Genomic DNA, 15,142 nt, shown 5'->3' on the forward strand with positions numbered 1-15,142 from the left:
CAGTATCTTACATGAGCGACTCCGGCATTAGAGTGGAGCTGTCGGTCGACGCCCCGGGGGCCTGTCCGGTGGCGAGCGTCTCGGATGAGGCGGGCACGGCCGTGACCGATGTCGCCCGAAGCAGCCCAGATGCAGACGGGCAGGTCATCGAAGAGTTCACTGCGACGGGTACTGACGACGGGGCAATCGAGGCACGGGAGGACATGGAGAAAGTGTTCGTGACGGGCAACGGGACCCGCTACCAGTTTTCCCGGTCGCGAACTGAGTGCGTCTGCGAGGCGGTCGAAACGTATGACTGTCCGGTCGCGGATATCCGTGCTGAGGGCGGGCAGCTCCGCCTGACCTTCCACGCGCCTGATGTCGACCGGGTGCGCGCTATCGTGACGCGGCTGAAAGAACTGTACGACGGCGTTTCGCTCCGGTCGATGCGGCGGAACGGCGACGTGGACCCGGTGGACTCGATTCTCGTCGACCGAAGTAAACTCACCGACCGGCAGCAGGAAGTGCTCGAAACCGCCGTCGATATGGGGTACTTCGAATATCCGAAAGGGGCCAACGCCGGCGACGTGGCGACGGAACTGGACATCTCCGTCTCGACGTTCGCGGAACACCTTGCCGCCGCCCAGACGAAGCTGCTCGACAGCATTGTCGCGGAGTAGGCCCACAGCGCGCTGGCGGTGATGAACCACCACGAGTCGTGCTCAGGTCCCACCTCACTCCGGCCTGATTGTGACGTGCCACTCTTCGTCGGCGACCTGCTCCGCGTCGTACCGGTATCCCTTTCTCGTGAGGACGTCGTACAGCGGTACTGGCTCGAAACTGTTCACCAGCCTGAGCGCCTCGCTTTCGCTGACAGAATCGAGGGCGCTCATGATCTGTTCGAACGGTTCCCCGTCAACGTCCCGAACGTCGAGTTCCTGTACCGCCTCCTGGTGCTCTGTGCTCATACGTTCGATAACTGTCCCCGTTAGTCAGGCGCTTGTCCCGAACGTGTTCGTCTCCATGGCGGTACAGTACTCGTGGTGCGAGGCTGCACCACTCGCCACTACCGCGGGGGTACTCCCGGGACCGCGCTACCGAAGCGTCGTGTAGCTCAGTCCGGCAATTGCGACGAACTGCAACGAGCGAAGGACCAGCACGGCTTGCTGGACGTGTGGGTCGCCAGCGTAGAAGCTCTGCATCGAGAAGAAGAAGTAGACGGCGATGGCGTTCTCGGCGAGCATCGCGACGGCGAAAGCGATGAGGCCGGCGACGAGCCCCGTCCGGAACGTCGCGTAGTTACGGACCCAGACGCCCAGCAGCGGGAGCAACAATAGGACGTTAAGCCCGCCAAGGATGGCTGCGGCGGTGATGAGCGGTCCCATCGCCATCAGCACCACCCCTCCTGTTGGCTGGCCGCGGTCCGGATGGTAATTTGTCCCCTCATTCGTCCATCTTCTCCACGATTTCCTCGAAAGTGTCGCGGTAGTTGTCGAACCGGTCAGTCAGGAAGTAGAGTTTGGCGTACTCCTCGTCGCCGGATTCGACCACGTCGTGGTCCTCTAGCTGTTCCATGTGATGTCTGATCGTCTTGTAGCCTACGTCGAGTTCGTCGGCGAGTTCGTTTGCGTTCATCGGTCGGTCCGCGAGAGCGTCGATGATACGCGCCCGGTTGGCACCGCCGCGTGTCGCCGTCAGCAGATACCAGAGCGCTTTCTCCATCCCACTGTCCTCCCGGGAACTGTGTCTGCCCGTCGTATAGTCCTGTCTCTCCCCGTCGAACAGCGCGCTGGACTTGGATTCATATGCCACGATGGGATACCGGAGTCAAGACGGGCGTCGGATAAAGCGTTTCTTCGCACTCTCTTCCGAGACTGTTCCAATTTCGGGGCGACTGTCCGCGGTTCCATTCGCCTCCAAGCGCTCAGCGGAGCGCCGCCGTCGCGTCGGCCATGATGTCGATGGCCTCTTCCAGCGTCTCCATGTCTGTCGCGTAGGAGATGCGGGCGTAGCCCGCGCCGTGTTCGCCGAAAGCATCGCCAGGGACGACCACGACCCCACGGTCGATAACTTCGTCTACCCAGCCGTCGGGGACCTTCGGCATCGCGTAGAACGCGCCCTTGGGCGTCGGACAATCCAGTCCCATCTCATTGAGGCCATCCAGCAGCACGTCCCGCCGCTCTTTGAAAGCCTCGCGCATCTCCGCGACGGGCTCCTGTGGGCCGGTCAGCGCCGCCTCGGCGGCGTACTGGGCCGGGGCTGACGCACAGGCCTGTGCGTACTGGTGGACCCGCAGCATCCGCTCGATGCGGTCCGTCGCCCCGGTGACCCAGCCGAGCCGCCAGCCCGTCATCGAGTACGCCTTCGAGCAGGCGTTGACGATGACGACGTTGCCCGTCTCGCTGAACTCCGCCGGCGAGCGATGCTCGCCCTCGAACACCTGGTGTTCGTACACCTCGTCAGAGATACACAGCACGTCGTGCTCATCGGCGATGCGGGCGAACTCCCGCATATCCTCGGGGGACTGGACCGCTCCGGTCGGGTTCGCGGGCGAGTTCACCACGAACGCCGCCGTGTCGTCGGTGATGGCCTCCTCGACCGTCTCAGGGGCCATCGTGAGGTCCTCGCGCAGTGGGACAGGTCGCGGCGTCCCGCCGGCGAGGTGGGTCAGCGCGTCGTAGGAGACAAAGCCCGGGTCCGGGAAGATGACCTCCTGTCCTGCATCGACGTGGGCCTCCAGCGCGATATGCAGCGCCTCGCTCCCGCCCGACGTGGCAATGATGTCTCCGGGGTCGACCTCAAGGTCGTTATCCCGCTCGTGCTTGGCGGCGATGGCTTCCCGGAGTTCCTCAGTCCCCTTGTTCGACGTGTAAGCATCGACTTTTCCGGCCTGAATTGCCTCGACAGCCGCTTCGCGCGCGTGCTCCGGCGTCGGGAAGTCCGGCTGGCCGAGGCCGAGGTTGATTGCGTCCTCGCCCGCCGCCTCGAACACTTCGCGGATGCCCGAGATCGATACCTGCTCTACCCGCCGGGAGAATGCAGTCATACTCTCTCTGGGGGCGGCCGGCCCGATAATTCTTCCCGATTTCGCTAGCGCACCACAGACATCGCAATTGCGCCGCCACCGCCGACGCTCACTCGCCTCGCCGCTGGCGGTCCTATCGGACAACGCTCATCGCAATCGCGCCGCCACCGCCGACGCTCATCCCCACGATGCCGCGATGATGATCCGCTCGCTCCATCGCATACAGCATCGTGGTCGTGAGGATGCCGCCGCTGGCTCCGATTGGATGGCCGAGCGCCACCGCGCCGCCGAGGGGATTGTGCTTTTCGGCGGGGATGTCGAGTTCGTCGGCGACGTACACCATCTGCGCGGCAAAGGCCTCGTTGAGTTCGAAGTGGTCCACGTCGGCGACGGTGAGGTCGTTGCGCTCTAGGAGCTTCGACACTACGTCCCGTACCGCGATTGAGAACTCCGACGGATCGCGGTAGGCAACCGCGTAGTCCTCGACGTGGGCCATCGGCCCCAGCCCCTCGCGCTTGACCGTCTCGGCGTCGGCCAGCACCACTGCACCTGCCCCGTCAGAAAGCTTCGATGCGTTGCCGGCGGTGATTGTCCCACCGTCCGCAAAAGCCGGTGGGAGCGCCGCCAGCTTATCTACCGTCGTGTCCGGATGTGGCCCTTCGTCCTCTGTCACGAGCCCGTCCGCCGTTTCCACAGGAACGAGTTCCTCGGTGAACTGCCCGGACTGGATAGCCTCGCCGGCCCGGTGATTGCTCCGCCGAGCGTACTCGTCCTGGGCTTCGCGGCTGATGTCGTGCTCGGCGGCGAGTTCCTCCGTCAGCGTGCCCATATGCGCGTCGTACTGTTTGTCCCACAGCGAGTCCCATATCATCGCGTCAACGAGTTCGCTGTTCCCGTGGCGGCGACCGCCGCGCATATCCGGCACGAGATACGGAGCGTTCGACATCGACTCCATGCCGCCGGCGAGACACACCGACGCCCGACCGGCCTCGATGCGGTCGGCGGCGGTTGTGATCGCTCGCAGTCCCGACCCCGACGCCTCGTTGAGTGTCGTCGCAGCCACGTCGTCAGGGAGCGACGATTCGACGACGACCTGTCTGGCCGGGACCTGACCGACGCCGGCCTGCACTGCGTTTCCGAGGCCGACCCAGTCAACACTGTCCTCGTCGACGCTGGTCCGATTGAGCAGTCCCTCGACGGCCGCACTGCCGAGCGCTATCGCGCTTCGGTCTGTGAGCCTTCCCAGCAGTTCACCGTGTGCGGTGCGTGCGCCGTCGACCAGAACCACATCAGTCATATGAGTTACATGAACCTAATCCTACAATATTGTTCGCCCGACGATGAACGGCGTCCTACTCCTCAGTCGACGTCCGCAGTTCCTCGATAGCCGTCTCAAGTCGTCTGAGTGTCGCATCAGCGTCGGTGTAGCCTTGCTCGTACTCACCGTAGGCGTCGTCGGCTTCGTTTAGGAATGCCTCAACAGCGTCGTGCATCTCGTGGTCGCTCATGGCTGTCCCGACGGCAGCCGACCGGAAAAGTCCCGCTACTCGCGGGTCACTGTGTCACGTCGTAGTCGACGCTCGCATCGCGGAGTGCGTCGGTCACACGCCCGACGGTGTCCTGTGTCGCGACGACAACAGCATCGAGTCCCCGCGATGCGGCGGCGGCGGCCACCTCACCCGCCGCGAAATGTGTTGTCGGTTCGATGTCGGCATCGCGGAGCGCAACGACGGATTCGACGCCCGCGGCGGTAACAATAGGGACATCTGCACAAGCCGCGGCGATGTCGTCGATGTTCTCGACCGGCCCCGACCGGACCGGCGGGACCTGAATGACGCTGACGTGGCCGGGGTCGAGGTCGATGACGCCCTCGAAGCCGGTGACGCCGACGACTTCGCCCTCTGCGGCGCTGGTCGTCGTCACGCCCGTCGCGTCGCCGCCGCCGGGGTCGGCGTGCAACAGGCCGTCTGATAGCGAGAGCGTGACCGTCTCGCCTTCCGCCAGATCCGCCGTGGCGATGGCGGCGTCTTCCTGCACGCTGCCGAGCACGTCGTCGGTGACGTGGTCGGCGAACCGGCGGACGTCGGTCGCGGACTGGAACACCCAGTCGACGCCCTCTTTCGTGACGCGATAGCGCGACCGCCCTTCCTTCTCGACGAGGCCGTCGTCGACGAGTTCACGGATGTACTCGCTGACGGCCTGGCTCGTCACACCGACAGCGTCGGCGATTTCGCCCTGACTCACTGCGGGCTGGCGCTCGGCGATCTCCACGAGGACCCGAAACCGCGTTGCGGCCCGCTTGTTCTCCAGGACGTCGACCATACAGGAATCACGGGAGTCGCAGGTAAAAATACCACCGACACTGTCAGGCCGAGATATTCGGCTGCAGTCCGGCCACCTGCGATGTGTCTCGTCCCCATGACCGACAATATAAGCCTCCCCGGTGCTGACTGGACGGCGATGACAGCCAGCTACGACGACCGGGCGCTCCTGCTCGGGGAGACGCTCGTCGTCGCGGACCTCCACGTCGGCCGGGGCACCGGCGGGAACCTCGAACTCCCGGTCGGGTCCGGCTCGGACATGGTCCAGCGGTTCCAGTCGCTCGTCGAGCGCCATGACCCAGCGGAGGTCATTATCGCCGGCGACCTCCTCCACTCGTTCCGGACCGTCCCTCGGTCGGTCGAGAGCACCGTGGCGGGGCTCAAAAGCGCCTGTCAGGCGGTCGGAGCACGCTTGCTCGTGACGCCGGGTAACCACGACACGATGCTCGACAGCGTGTGGGACGGCCCGACCGAAACGACGTATCGCGTCGGCGAAACCGTCGTCTGTCACGGCCACGAGGCACCCGACGTTGATGCCGAGCGCTACGTCGTTGGACACGACCATCCCACCATTTCCATCGAGGGTCAGCGCCAACCCTGCTATCTCGTCGGGAGCGGCCAGTACCGCGGCAGCGACGTGGTGATGCTCCCGTCGTTCAACAGGCTGAACGCCGGCGTGGAGGTCAACGAGATGCGGGCCAGCGACTTTCAGTCCCCGCTCGTTACTGATGCCGACCGATTAGAGCCGGTAGTCTGGGACGAGAGCGGGCGCGAGACGCTGTCGTTCCCGCCGCTGGGTGAGTTCCGGCGCATGCTATAACGGTAAGTATTTGACCCGCGACGGTGGACGCTGGAATATGGTTCAGACAGAAATCGCGCTGGGTCTCATCGCGATTACGCTGCTCTCGCTACTGCTGCTGTACTTCGCGACGATAAAGTACGTCTCTGAAGTCCTCGAAGGAGAGGGGCACGAACAAGAGGGAAACACGAATAGCGGCGGTCCGGCCGCATAGGCCGCCGGCCCTCTTTTGCAGTCGTATCGGCGTTTCTCTTATCGAAGCAGATCGGCGGCGACCTTGCCGCTTTCCAGCGCACCCTGTATCGCCGACCAGCGGGTGTAGTCGCCCGCCAGGACGGCGTTGCCCTCTGGCGCTGTCGGGTCCGGGAGCGCGTCCCGATACCCCGGCGGCTGAGCGAACTGTGAGAGCGGGACGCGGTCGGTCCGGAGCAGTTCCAGCGCCTCGAAGCTCGCGTTCGGATACCACGACTGCAGCGCCGCCCGGACTTCAGCGGCCAGTTCCGCGTCGTCTTCTTCCGGCGTTCCGAGGAATGTGGCGCTGTATAGCTCCATCCCAGCGGGCGCGTACTCGCTGGCGACCGCCGACAGCGGCGCGACGGTGTTCGGTCGGTCGTCCGTCGCGTTGAGGATGATGCGCTGTCCGGTGGCCGGAGCGCGGTTCGTCGGGAGTGCGAAGTACTGGGTGACACAGCCGACGGGCTCGGTCGGAATCGCATCGATATCCGTCAGCTCCGCCGCCGTCTGCGGGTCCGTCGCGACGACGGCACTTTCGGCCGTCACTGTTTCGCGGCCTACCTCGGCAGTAACCTCTCCCTCGTGGGTCTCCAGCTCTGTCACGGGCGCGTCGGTTTCGATGGTCGCGCCCGCCGAGCGAGCGCGGTCGGCGAGCTGTCGCGGCATCGCCTGCATCCCGTCGGCGGGGACGAATATCTCGCCTTCGCTCAGCATCTTGTAGGTGTACTCGAAGATGCTGCTATCCGTGCCCAGTGAGCGGTCGAGCGTGATGCCGCCATAAAAGGGTGCGGCGAACCGCTCGACGAACCGCTTTGAAAATCCGTAGTCAGCGAGGTATTCCCGGATGGTCGTTCCGCCCCGAGAGAGCAATTCGACCGGTTCGACGCCGGCCAGTTCGCGCTGGAGCCGGAACAGCCGGAGCTTGTCGGCTGTGCGCACGTCGGTATTGAGCAGCGTCTGCGGTGCGGCGGAGGGATTCCGGAGCGGGTCCGACAGCACCGAGCGGTGGTTCGGGCTAGCGATAGTGGCCCCCGGCGTGAACGTCCGCGGAGCCAGCGCCTCGATGTCGAGTTCCCGCTTCGCCGCGGGATAGGCGGTGAACATGACCTGAAACCCACGGTCGAACGTGTAGCCGTCCTCGTGAACTGTCCGGACGCGACCGCCCACGTCCGAGCGCTGCTCGAACACTGTCACGTCCCGACCCGACTCCGCCAGGTGGCGGGCGGCGACCAGCCCGGCGAGTCCCCCGCCGGCGACGACGACATCTGTCATACTCTCCAATTCGAGCGCCCGGGACAAGAGGGTGCTGAAGCGGGACCGGACCACACTTGGTTGTCCCGTCCACAGAGAAAGACATGGAGACGACTGCGGCGTTTCGCGGCCTCATCTGCACGGCGTGTGGCGCGGAAACCGACAGCACGGCCGACCGCTGTCCCGACTGTGGCGGGGTTCTCGTCGGTGACTACGATGTTCCGGACCTGACGCCCGAGGCGCTGCCCGATGTGACAGGGCCAGGCCGGTACGAGCCGCTTCGGCCGTTCTCGGGTGACGCAACGGTGACGCTCGACGAAGGGGCGACACCGCTGGTTCCGGTGCCGGAGCTGGCCGACGAACTCGGCGTCGACTCGGTGTACGTCAAAGACGAGGGGCGTAATCCGACGGCGTCGCTGGGCGACCGCAAACTTTCGCTCGCCGTCACCGCTGCCGCTCAGCGCGGAGCTGAGCGCGTCGCGACACCGTCGACGGGGAACGGCGCACAGGCCAACGCCGCCTACGCGGCCCGCGCCGGCATCGAGTCGAAGGGCTTTGTCCCCTCACGCTGCCCGTTCCTCAACAAGGCGATGGTGAACGTCCACGGCGGCGACATGCGCGTCGTTGAGGGCCGGTATGACGACGCCGCCTCGGTGTCGGACGAGGAACTTGCCGACGCGTCCGACGGCTGGGTCTCAGTCGCGCCCGGCCACCCGTTCCGCATCGAGGGTGCCAAATCCGTCGCGTTCGAGACGGCTGACGACCTCGACTGGACGGCCCCCGACGCGGTGGTCCACCCCACCGGCCACGGCGAGACGCTCGTCGGTCTCGAACACGGCTTTCAGGCGGCAGCCGAGAGCGGCCTCACGGACTCGACGCCGCGAATCTACGCCGCACAGCCCGACTCGACGGCCGCCATCGCGGATGCCGCAAGCGAGGGTGCGAGCGAACCGGCGACTATCGAGCACCCCGACACCATCGTCGGCCCGCTTGAGGTCCCCGACCCTGCCGCCGGCGCTGCGGCGCTCGACTCGCTTGACCGCTCGGGCGGCGACGGCGTCGCCGTCTCAGATAAGGACATTCTGGCTGGCGCGGTCGACGGCTGCGAGATGGGGCCGGAAACCGGTGCGACCGGCGGGACCGCGATCGCCGGTGCGCGGGCACTGGCTGACGATGGGGCCTTCGACGACGACGATGTCGTCGTTCTAGTGAACCCTGTCGCCGGGAGCAAGGAGGCGGACCTGCTGCGCAGCCACCTCATGAGCCAGGGCATCTGAGAATTCGGGCGGCTGCCCGGGGGAGCGGGTCCGATATTGCCGTCAAGCAGGCAGGTATCCCACACTTCGATGTTGTTTATACGGCTCTGACCCATTCACGAAGCTAATGCGCGTTGCAGCGTTCAGCGAACTCACCGGCCCGGACGGCGTCTCGGTTATCGACCAAGCAACCCCAGAGCCCGAACACGGCGAGGCAGTGGTCTCCGTCGAAGCGTGTGCGATCAACCGCCACGACCTCTGGGTTCTCGAGGGGGATCCCGCGATGGTCGACACGGATGATTTACCGTTTGTCAGCGGTCTCGATGTCGCCGGGACCGTCGATGCCGTCGGCGACGGGGTTACCGCTGTCGAACCCGGGGACCGCGTGGTCCTCTGTCCGAACGAGACCTGCGGGACGTGTCGCTACTGTCGTGAGGGGCCGGAGAACCTCTGTGAGAACTTCTCGCTGTACCACGGTGGCCTCACCGAGGCGGCCCGTGTGCAGGCCGACCGCCTCGTCAGGCTTCCCGACGGCGTGGAACCGGTCGACGCGGCCGCGCTTCCGACGGCCTACATGACGGCCTTCCATATGCTCCGTCGGGTCGACGCTGGACCGGGCGATCTGGTGTTTATCCCGGGCGTCACCGGCGGTGTCGGCGTCGCAGGCGTGCAACTCGCGTCCGTTCTCGGCGCTCACAGCGTCGGGACCTCGTCTTCAGCGGCGAAGCTAACTCGCGTCGAATCGCTCGGTCTGGACTACGCCATCGAGAGCACCGATCCGGACGAGATTCGGGCAGCGGTCACCGAGATCGGGACGGTTGATGGCGTCCTCAATCACCTCGGTGGTGAGTACACGCAGGTCGGTCTGGATGTTCTCCGTCGCGGTGGCCGGATGGCCGTCTGTGGTCGGACCGCCGGCGGCACATCCGAGATCAATATTCCCGACCTGTTCCTCGGTCACAAGCGCGTTATCGGGAGTACGATGGGGACGCAGGGCGATTTGGAACGACTTGTCGACCTCGTCGCTGACGGCGAACTCACCCCGGAGATAGAGGCGACGTACTCCCTGGAGGAGACCGGTGCGGCGTTTGCGGCGATGCAGGACCGCGATAGCGTTGGAAAGCTCGTCGTGACGCCGTAGTCACTCCTAAGCCCGCGAAGGGTGTTTCTTGTCCTTAGCGACCGCCACTCACCGTGCGATGATGACTGGAACAGGCGAGTTACGGAACACTTTCTGGGCGACGTTCCCGACGACCAGCCGATCGGCCAACGAGCCGCCGTGAGTTCCGAGCACGACCGCATCGAAGTCGCCGGCTCTATTCAGAACCGCTCGCGACGGGTGGCCCAGTTGCACCTCGGTGGTTATGTCGGTATCGTACTCGGCAGCGAGTTCGCGAGCGTCGTCGAACACCTTCTCCGCACGCTCCTCGGCGGCCGCTTCGATGTCATCTGCAAGAGCAAGTGCGGTGGCTGCTCCCCCCAACGGTGAGGGTCCGCCCACGACGTGTAAGACAGTAATCTCCGCGTCGGGATGGTTTTCAAGGGTGTACTTGAGCGCTTGTTGGGCCATCTCCGAGTCGTCCATCGGGACGAGAATCTGTGCGATCATACCGCGACTACGGGCAGACTGTGGATAAAATGGTGGTGCGCTTGCTTCAACAACCCAGTACCACCGGCTGTGAACGACCTTCTATCTCGCCGGCAGTTGCTGGCGGGTACGACATCCGTTGAACGAGGCATACAAGATACAGTACACGTACGCAGCGCAGGCTGGCCCAAATTCACTCTATAACAGTGTGGTGGGAATCGAACGTAGTGTTAAATCAATAGCCTGTCAAACCGTGACTATGAGTCAAACGATTAACTCGATTCTCGTGCCGACCGATGGCAGTGACGGGGCACGGATAGGGGCCCGGCGAGGCATTGACCTCGCTGCCACAATCGGTGCCGACCTCCACGTACTGTCAGCGGTTGACGCCCGTGACATCGAACCGGATCTGAACGCTGATGGACAGACAGAGCGGGAGCGGCTCCTCGAAACGGAGGCCGAACGAGCGGTGGACTCCATCGCGAGACTCGCCCGGACGCATCTCTCCGGACAGATCACTACCGCTGTCGAGTCGGGGATCCCGTTTCAGGCGATCAACGACTACGTCGATACCCACGATATCGATCTCATCGTTATGGGGACGCAAGGGCAGACAGGGTTCGAACGGGTTGTCCTCGGGAGTGTTGCAGAAAAGACGCTCCGGACTGCAGCTGTCCCGGTCGTCACGGTCACTCCGGATGGGGACATCGTCGAAATCGGCGATCAACGGTACGAAAACATTCTCCTCCCGACTGACGGCAGCGAGGGGGCAGACCTCGCAATTGAATGGGGGATCACGCTAGCGGAGATATATGATGCAACCGTACACACGCTCTATTCTGTCGACACGAGCCGATTTGGCGGCGTCGAGGGATCAGCAGAGATTCACGATGCGCTTGAGGAAACCGGACAGGAGGCACTCGAAACGGTCCATGAGCGTGCCAGAGACGCAGACGTCAGCATCGCAGGCAACATCGCAAGCGGCCCGGCTGCACGCGCGATTCTCTCCTACAGCGAGGAACACGATATCGACCTCATCGCGATGGGAACACACGGCCGCTCCGGCCTCACGCGATACCTGACCGGAAGCGTCACCGAGACAGTTGTTCGTAATGCGGCTGTCCCGGTCTGTTGTGTCCCGATGCAGTGACAGGTGTTCAGTCTCTCCCTACGATGCGCGCTGTCTCGACGCACCAGACGCGTGCTGTTTTGCAGTGGTGTACGCTTCCCGGACACGCTTGAACTCGTCCTCGTTGCCACCGTGGTCCGGGTGGACCTCCTTGACGCGCTCGCGGTAGGCCGATTTCACGTCGTCCAGCGACGCGCTCTGGGTCAGGCCCAGTTCGCTGAACGCCTGCACCGTCGGGTGTGGTTCCTCCTCAGGGTCCGGGCCGAGGTCGACTTCGGGCGTCTCGAAGGGCAGGCGCGCGCCGAGGTAGACGCCGGGCATCTCGTGTTCGACCAGTACGGGGATAGTCGGCGACCGCTCGATACGGTAGTACGCCCGGGCGTCAAACGTGATTGCCACGTCCCGCTTGGGGAGATAGAAGGCGACGTGTTGCCCCTCGACGAAGTGGTTCTCGGCGAACTGCTCGTCGATGGCTGTGAGATACTCTCGGAGTTCCGCCCGGCGTCGCATCTCCCCGCCGTCGGTCGCCTGCCGGTTCGGCCGCTTGGCCGGAAACACACGGTTCGCGAGGACGAACAGACCGGCGACGACGAGGCTCCCGACGACACCTAAAACGAGCCCAAGGACCAGCCACTCCGGTAGGACGCCCGGTTGTGTCTGCACGACCCTCCATTAGGCTCCAGTGGTAAAGAAATTCCCGCTCTCCGGTAACACGTGACTGCTCTGGGCGGACTGCTGTCTGTCACTTCTGGCAGACACAACTCCGTAGTCAGCGAGTACTGCGACCGAGGAATAACAATCCGTCTTAACCGATGTATCTGAGGTCTTCGTCGGCGGGCGACGGGGAGTTTTGCTGTTCCATCTCTTGGATCTTCCGGACGACTTCCTCCATCTCGTCAGCACGGTCCTCCAGCGAACTGTAGTCAACCTCGAACCCGATGACGTCCTGCAGGATTTCGAGGACGGCCTGCGCGCTCTTGGGGTCGACCAGATAGCCCGACGTTTCGCCCATGAGGCAACTGGCCGGCACGTCCCGTCGCTTGCTCAGGCCCAGCAGTAGGCCGGAGACGCCGACAATGCCGCCGGCCGGTTCGTCCTCGCGGAAGGCCACGCCAGACTCCTCCAGCGTCTCCTTGAAATCCTCGGTCGTCGTCGCACCGAGCACGTCGTACTCCTCAATGAGTTCGCCGGTCGGGACGCCGCCGAGAGCGAACACCCGCTGGATGCCAAACTCGTCGGCGATGTCGAGGAACGTATCGGTCAGGCCGTAGTGGCCCTGATTGTTCTGGGCCTGGTGGTCTCCAGAGAGCACGAGCAGGTCCTGTCCCTCTTCGGGGGTGACAGCGTGGAACTCGGCGCAGGCAAGCTGTGCCTGGCCCTCATCGATGCTGACCTGCGGTGGGAAATGTGTCGAGTAGACGCGGCGGACGAGCTCGCTTTCGAGCTCCTCCAGCAGATGCTCTGCGGCGAGCTTCCCGACGTGGCCGACGCCGGGTAAGCCCTCGACCAGTACCGGTTCGTCGAGGTCGGGGTCCGCTACGCGCTCGATGTCGAATTCGTCCATACGGCTTATTCCCGGCTGCGGCGCTTAAGAGAACGTCGATACTCGCCGTAGCTGTCTTCAGGAGAGAACGGCGCGGGTGCGCTGTTGACCGCTTCGGCCCCGCACTCCGGACAGGTGTCGTCCAGCGTGTACACCGGCCGGTCGTGTTCGGACTCCCAGACGGCACAGACGTGGATATCCGATTTCATCGGTGGTGAATCACTGGCGCAGCAACCGACTTACTCGTCGTCTTCGCTGCGTTCGCGGTGGAACTGCCCCGACCCACCGTGTTGCTCAACGACTTTCGCGGCGCGGTCTGCACTCTCTTCGAGTGCGTCCTCGGCGGTCTTGTAGTCAGGCGCTTGCACCTGAATGCGGTACTCGGGCGACCCGACGTAGGTCACTTCGAGTTCGATCTCGTCGGGGACCTCGCCGTTGCCCTCCGCGGCCTGCAGCGCTTCCTTGATGATGTCGACGCCGTCGCTTTCGGGACAGGACAGGTCGACGTAGCCGGTGACCTGCACGTACGGCACGGAGACATTGTTCCGGGCCGTCTGGACGATGGCGTCGATCTCCTCCTCGGAGAGGTCGACGTCTTCGAGGGCGTCCTTCCCGTGGATCGCTGCCGACTCGAACCCATCGTACATCGAGCCGAACTCCGCCAACAGCTCGTTGGCGATGGCGGCGTAGGTCTCGTCGTCCAGGTCTTCGCCGAAGGCCAGCTCCATCCAGTTGTCGGCCTTCTGCTCGTTTTTCCACTCCTGAATCTTCTCTTTTCGCTGGTGGTCGTTGACGTCCTTGATCGAGAGGTCGATCTGCTGGGCGCTCTCGTCGACGTCAAGCACCTTGGCAACGACTGTCTGCCCTTCGTTGACGTGGTCGCGGACGTTCTTGATCCATCCGCTGGCGACCTCGGAGATGTGACAGAGGCCGCGCTTGCCTTCGTACTCGTCGAGGTCGACGAAGACGCCGAAGTCCTCGATCTCGTCGATCTTGCCGACGACGAGTTCGCCCGGTTCGGGCCAGCCGCTGTATTTCATCCTATCGGGCCTCGACGACGGCGGTCACTTCGCCTTCGATGTCGGCCTTGCCGCCCGTCGGGCGGGCGATGGTGTGGCCACAGACGGCACACGAAACTTCGCTCGCGGCCTTCTCGAAGAGAGACTGTTCGTTCTCGCAGTCGGGACATTCGACGGTGATGAAGCTTCCTGCCATCGTTACTCCTGGAACTCCAGTCGGCCGGCGCGCCATCCTTCGCGGAGGTGGGCCTTCCCACACTCGCCACAGCGGTACTTGAGGTCCGTCTTCTTGGTGGGCTTGTCGCCACCCGGGACCTTCGAGAACTTCCCGTCGTTCCCGATACCGGAGTTGCGCTCGCGCTGGCGGTCGATCCACTTCATGCCGGTCTGACGGCCGCTACGGACTTTCTCGACCTCGTGTTCCTGGTGCTCGTTACAGTGCGGACAGTACGTGTTGAAGCGTCGTGGCATCTGCATAGATATCGGCCTTACCGAGCGATTTGACGTGGCCGCTTAAAACCCGTTTGGTTCGCACCTGCTGTGTGCCCCACAGTACCGTCCCTGTCACACGACTAACCGCCATATTCAGCCCGTCCGCGTTCCGCCACTGCTCCGGCTACTGGAACCGGGCTGACGGTCCACTAGATTCGATTCGGACTGCCCCGAACACACCTGATTCCGAACCCGAGAGCAGTTCGAGATTCACCGCTTCTCCAGCAGAGAGCGACCGGAGCTTCGTCGCCAGTTCGCTGTCGATGTAGTCCACAACCTCGTAGGTCTCGTCGGCTTCGACGTCCCGGAGTTCCATCCGTCCGTCGTCGTCCATCGGGCTGACGACGACTGAGGCCCGCTCGCACGACCGCTGCTGTTGTTTCAACATACACGACTGTCGCGATTCCGGATATATAAATCTCGGCTATCAGGCTGTTAAGCATCTAGACACGACCGGTAAGAATATAAGGACATTCTAGTTACAGGTAATCCCTCGACGCTCGCTG

General features: G+C 64.0%; 22 protein-coding genes. 6 read left to right on the top strand and 16 right to left on the bottom strand.

The genetic code is table 11. The features are described 5' to 3' along the window. Window positions 1–11 precede the first annotated feature (11 nt). Window positions 12–659 (top strand): helix-turn-helix domain-containing protein, encoded by a 648-nt coding sequence (locus RR_RS19505; protein ID WP_004963636.1) that lies wholly within the window; start codon window positions 12–14, stop codon window positions 657–659. A 54-nt stretch (window positions 660–713) separates the two neighbouring features. On the opposite strand, the gene RR_RS19510 is transcribed toward RR_RS19505, so the two are convergent. From RR_RS19510 to RR_RS19535, 7 genes are all read right to left on the bottom strand, one after another. After that, window positions 714–947: a DUF2249 domain-containing protein gene (locus RR_RS19510; RefSeq protein ID WP_004963634.1), complete on the bottom strand. Its 234-nt coding sequence runs from the start codon at window positions 945–947 to the stop codon at window positions 714–716. 126 nt (window positions 948–1,073) lie between these two features. Beyond that, window positions 1,074–1,370, bottom strand: coding sequence for a hypothetical protein (locus tag RR_RS19515; protein WP_004963632.1), 297 nt, complete (start codon window positions 1,368–1,370; stop codon window positions 1,074–1,076). 52 nt (window positions 1,371–1,422) lie between these two features. Continuing rightward, the gene (locus RR_RS19520; RefSeq protein ID WP_004963627.1) at window positions 1,423–1,701 is read right to left on the bottom strand and encodes an ArsR/SmtB family transcription factor; all 279 of its coding nucleotides are present in this window, start codon (window positions 1,699–1,701) and stop codon (window positions 1,423–1,425) included. A gap of 202 nt (window positions 1,702–1,903) precedes the next feature. Next, window positions 1,904–3,025, bottom strand: a complete 1,122-nt coding sequence (locus RR_RS19525) for a pyridoxal phosphate-dependent aminotransferase (protein WP_007189008.1) — start codon at window positions 3,023–3,025, stop codon at window positions 1,904–1,906. A 112-nt stretch (window positions 3,026–3,137) separates the two neighbouring features. Further along, window positions 3,138–4,301 carry a thiolase family protein gene (locus tag RR_RS19530; protein WP_011224834.1) on the bottom strand — a complete coding sequence of 388 codons (1,164 nt, stop codon included), beginning with the start codon at window positions 4,299–4,301 and terminating at the stop codon, window positions 3,138–3,140. A 55-nt stretch (window positions 4,302–4,356) separates the two neighbouring features. After that, window positions 4,357–4,512 carry a hypothetical protein gene (locus RR_RS22600; protein ID WP_004963619.1) on the bottom strand — a complete coding sequence of 52 codons (156 nt, stop codon included), beginning with the start codon at window positions 4,510–4,512 and terminating at the stop codon, window positions 4,357–4,359. A gap of 46 nt (window positions 4,513–4,558) precedes the next feature. Further along, window positions 4,559–5,326 (bottom strand): MarR family transcriptional regulator, encoded by a 768-nt coding sequence (locus RR_RS19535; protein ID WP_011224835.1) that lies wholly within the window; start codon window positions 5,324–5,326, stop codon window positions 4,559–4,561. An 81-nt stretch (window positions 5,327–5,407) separates the two neighbouring features. On the opposite strand from RR_RS19535, the gene RR_RS19540 reads away from it, so the two are divergent. Then, the gene (locus RR_RS19540; RefSeq protein ID WP_011224836.1) at window positions 5,408–6,145 is read left to right on the top strand and encodes a metallophosphoesterase; all 738 of its coding nucleotides are present in this window, start codon (window positions 5,408–5,410) and stop codon (window positions 6,143–6,145) included. Window positions 6,146–6,182: 37 nt separating this feature from the next. Further along, window positions 6,183–6,338 (top strand): hypothetical protein, encoded by a 156-nt coding sequence (locus tag RR_RS22605; protein ID WP_004593663.1) that lies wholly within the window; start codon window positions 6,183–6,185, stop codon window positions 6,336–6,338. Window positions 6,339–6,376: 38 nt separating this feature from the next. Here the strand turns inward: RR_RS22605 and RR_RS19545 are convergent, their stop codons facing one another. Beyond that, window positions 6,377–7,630: an NAD(P)/FAD-dependent oxidoreductase gene (locus tag RR_RS19545; protein ID WP_011224837.1), complete on the bottom strand. Its 1,254-nt coding sequence runs from the start codon at window positions 7,628–7,630 to the stop codon at window positions 6,377–6,379. An 83-nt stretch (window positions 7,631–7,713) separates the two neighbouring features. Between RR_RS19545 and RR_RS19550 the strand changes: the two genes are divergently transcribed. Both RR_RS19550 and RR_RS19555 read left to right on the top strand, forming a co-directional pair. Beyond that, on the top strand, window positions 7,714–8,886 hold the full coding sequence (locus RR_RS19550; RefSeq protein WP_011224838.1) for a threonine synthase: 1,173 nt from the start codon (window positions 7,714–7,716) through the stop codon (window positions 8,884–8,886). Window positions 8,887–8,992: 106 nt separating this feature from the next. Next, window positions 8,993–10,006 (top strand): alcohol dehydrogenase catalytic domain-containing protein, encoded by a 1,014-nt coding sequence (locus tag RR_RS19555; protein ID WP_011224839.1) that lies wholly within the window; start codon window positions 8,993–8,995, stop codon window positions 10,004–10,006. A gap of 48 nt (window positions 10,007–10,054) precedes the next feature. Here RR_RS19555 and RR_RS19560 read toward each other — a convergent pair whose 3' ends face one another. Continuing rightward, on the bottom strand, window positions 10,055–10,474 hold the full coding sequence (locus RR_RS19560; RefSeq protein ID WP_011224840.1) for a universal stress protein: 420 nt from the start codon (window positions 10,472–10,474) through the stop codon (window positions 10,055–10,057). A 238-nt stretch (window positions 10,475–10,712) separates the two neighbouring features. Between RR_RS19560 and RR_RS19565 the strand changes: the two genes are divergently transcribed. Continuing rightward, window positions 10,713–11,603, top strand: a complete 891-nt coding sequence (locus tag RR_RS19565; RefSeq protein ID WP_011224841.1) for a universal stress protein — start codon at window positions 10,713–10,715, stop codon at window positions 11,601–11,603. Window positions 11,604–11,621: 18 nt separating this feature from the next. On the opposite strand, the gene RR_RS19570 is transcribed toward RR_RS19565, so the two are convergent. From RR_RS19570 to RR_RS19600, 7 genes are all read right to left on the bottom strand, one after another. Further along, on the bottom strand, window positions 11,622–12,245 hold the full coding sequence (locus tag RR_RS19570; RefSeq protein ID WP_005535760.1) for a J domain-containing protein: 624 nt from the start codon (window positions 12,243–12,245) through the stop codon (window positions 11,622–11,624). A 142-nt stretch (window positions 12,246–12,387) separates the two neighbouring features. After that, on the bottom strand, window positions 12,388–13,146 hold the full coding sequence (locus RR_RS19575) for a proteasome assembly chaperone family protein (RefSeq protein ID WP_011224843.1): 759 nt from the start codon (window positions 13,144–13,146) through the stop codon (window positions 12,388–12,390). A gap of 5 nt (window positions 13,147–13,151) precedes the next feature. Then, the gene (locus RR_RS19580) at window positions 13,152–13,334 is read right to left on the bottom strand and encodes an RNA-protein complex protein Nop10 (protein ID WP_004963595.1); all 183 of its coding nucleotides are present in this window, start codon (window positions 13,332–13,334) and stop codon (window positions 13,152–13,154) included. Between the two features lie 30 nt (window positions 13,335–13,364). Next, window positions 13,365–14,165: a translation initiation factor IF-2 subunit alpha gene (locus RR_RS19585; RefSeq protein ID WP_004963592.1), complete on the bottom strand. Its 801-nt coding sequence runs from the start codon at window positions 14,163–14,165 to the stop codon at window positions 13,365–13,367. A gap of 1 nt (window position 14,166) precedes the next feature. Then, window positions 14,167–14,340: a 30S ribosomal protein S27e gene (locus tag RR_RS19590; RefSeq protein WP_004963588.1), complete on the bottom strand. Its 174-nt coding sequence runs from the start codon at window positions 14,338–14,340 to the stop codon at window positions 14,167–14,169. A 2-nt stretch (window positions 14,341–14,342) separates the two neighbouring features. Continuing rightward, on the bottom strand, window positions 14,343–14,621 hold the full coding sequence (locus RR_RS19595; protein WP_004593654.1) for a 50S ribosomal protein L44e: 279 nt from the start codon (window positions 14,619–14,621) through the stop codon (window positions 14,343–14,345). Between the two features lie 139 nt (window positions 14,622–14,760). Further along, entirely contained in the window at window positions 14,761–15,024 is a 264-nt protein-coding gene (locus RR_RS19600; protein WP_004963586.1) for a hypothetical protein, read from the bottom strand. Window positions 15,025–15,142: the final 118 nt, after the last annotated feature.

Source organism: Haloarcula marismortui ATCC 43049 (assembly GCF_000011085.1).
In the GTDB taxonomy this organism is placed as follows: domain Archaea; phylum Halobacteriota; class Halobacteria; order Halobacteriales; family Haloarculaceae; genus Haloarcula; species Haloarcula marismortui.

What these genes read in the sequence shown, in the direction of transcription:
- RR_RS19520 (WP_004963627.1), bottom strand. Translation starts at nt 1,701, where the DNA reads ATGGAGAAAGCGCTCTGGTATCTGCTGACGGCGACACGCGGCGGTGCC.
- RR_RS19550 (WP_011224838.1), top strand. Translation starts at nt 7,714, where the DNA reads ATGGAGACGACTGCGGCGTTTCGCGGCCTCATCTGCACGGCGTGTGGC.
- RR_RS22600 (WP_004963619.1), bottom strand. Translation starts at nt 4,512, where the DNA reads ATGAGCGACCACGAGATGCACGACGCTGTTGAGGCATTCCTAAACGAA.
- RR_RS19505 (WP_004963636.1), top strand. Translation starts at nt 12, where the DNA reads ATGAGCGACTCCGGCATTAGAGTGGAGCTGTCGGTCGACGCCCCGGGG.
- RR_RS19575 (WP_011224843.1), bottom strand. Translation starts at nt 13,146, where the DNA reads ATGGACGAATTCGACATCGAGCGCGTAGCGGACCCCGACCTCGACGAA.
- RR_RS19530 (WP_011224834.1), bottom strand. Translation starts at nt 4,301, where the DNA reads ATGACTGATGTGGTTCTGGTCGACGGCGCACGCACCGCACACGGTGAA.
- RR_RS19525 (WP_007189008.1), bottom strand. Translation starts at nt 3,025, where the DNA reads ATGACTGCATTCTCCCGGCGGGTAGAGCAGGTATCGATCTCGGGCATC.
- RR_RS19515 (WP_004963632.1), bottom strand. Translation starts at nt 1,370, where the DNA reads ATGGCGATGGGACCGCTCATCACCGCCGCAGCCATCCTTGGCGGGCTT.
- RR_RS22605 (WP_004593663.1), top strand. Translation starts at nt 6,183, where the DNA reads ATGGTTCAGACAGAAATCGCGCTGGGTCTCATCGCGATTACGCTGCTC.
- RR_RS19555 (WP_011224839.1), top strand. Translation starts at nt 8,993, where the DNA reads ATGCGCGTTGCAGCGTTCAGCGAACTCACCGGCCCGGACGGCGTCTCG.
- RR_RS19585 (WP_004963592.1), bottom strand. Translation starts at nt 14,165, where the DNA reads ATGAAATACAGCGGCTGGCCCGAACCGGGCGAACTCGTCGTCGGCAAG.
- RR_RS19580 (WP_004963595.1), bottom strand. Translation starts at nt 13,334, where the DNA reads ATGAAATCGGATATCCACGTCTGTGCCGTCTGGGAGTCCGAACACGAC.
- RR_RS19600 (WP_004963586.1), bottom strand. Translation starts at nt 15,024, where the DNA reads ATGTTGAAACAACAGCAGCGGTCGTGCGAGCGGGCCTCAGTCGTCGTC.
- RR_RS19545 (WP_011224837.1), bottom strand. Translation starts at nt 7,630, where the DNA reads ATGACAGATGTCGTCGTCGCCGGCGGGGGACTCGCCGGGCTGGTCGCC.
- RR_RS19510 (WP_004963634.1), bottom strand. Translation starts at nt 947, where the DNA reads ATGAGCACAGAGCACCAGGAGGCGGTACAGGAACTCGACGTTCGGGAC.
- RR_RS19590 (WP_004963588.1), bottom strand. Translation starts at nt 14,340, where the DNA reads ATGGCAGGAAGCTTCATCACCGTCGAATGTCCCGACTGCGAGAACGAA.
- RR_RS19535 (WP_011224835.1), bottom strand. Translation starts at nt 5,326, where the DNA reads ATGGTCGACGTCCTGGAGAACAAGCGGGCCGCAACGCGGTTTCGGGTC.
- RR_RS19560 (WP_011224840.1), bottom strand. Translation starts at nt 10,474, where the DNA reads ATGATCGCACAGATTCTCGTCCCGATGGACGACTCGGAGATGGCCCAA.
- RR_RS19595 (WP_004593654.1), bottom strand. Translation starts at nt 14,621, where the DNA reads ATGCAGATGCCACGACGCTTCAACACGTACTGTCCGCACTGTAACGAG.
- RR_RS19540 (WP_011224836.1), top strand. Translation starts at nt 5,408, where the DNA reads ATGTGTCTCGTCCCCATGACCGACAATATAAGCCTCCCCGGTGCTGAC.
- RR_RS19565 (WP_011224841.1), top strand. Translation starts at nt 10,713, where the DNA reads ATGAGTCAAACGATTAACTCGATTCTCGTGCCGACCGATGGCAGTGAC.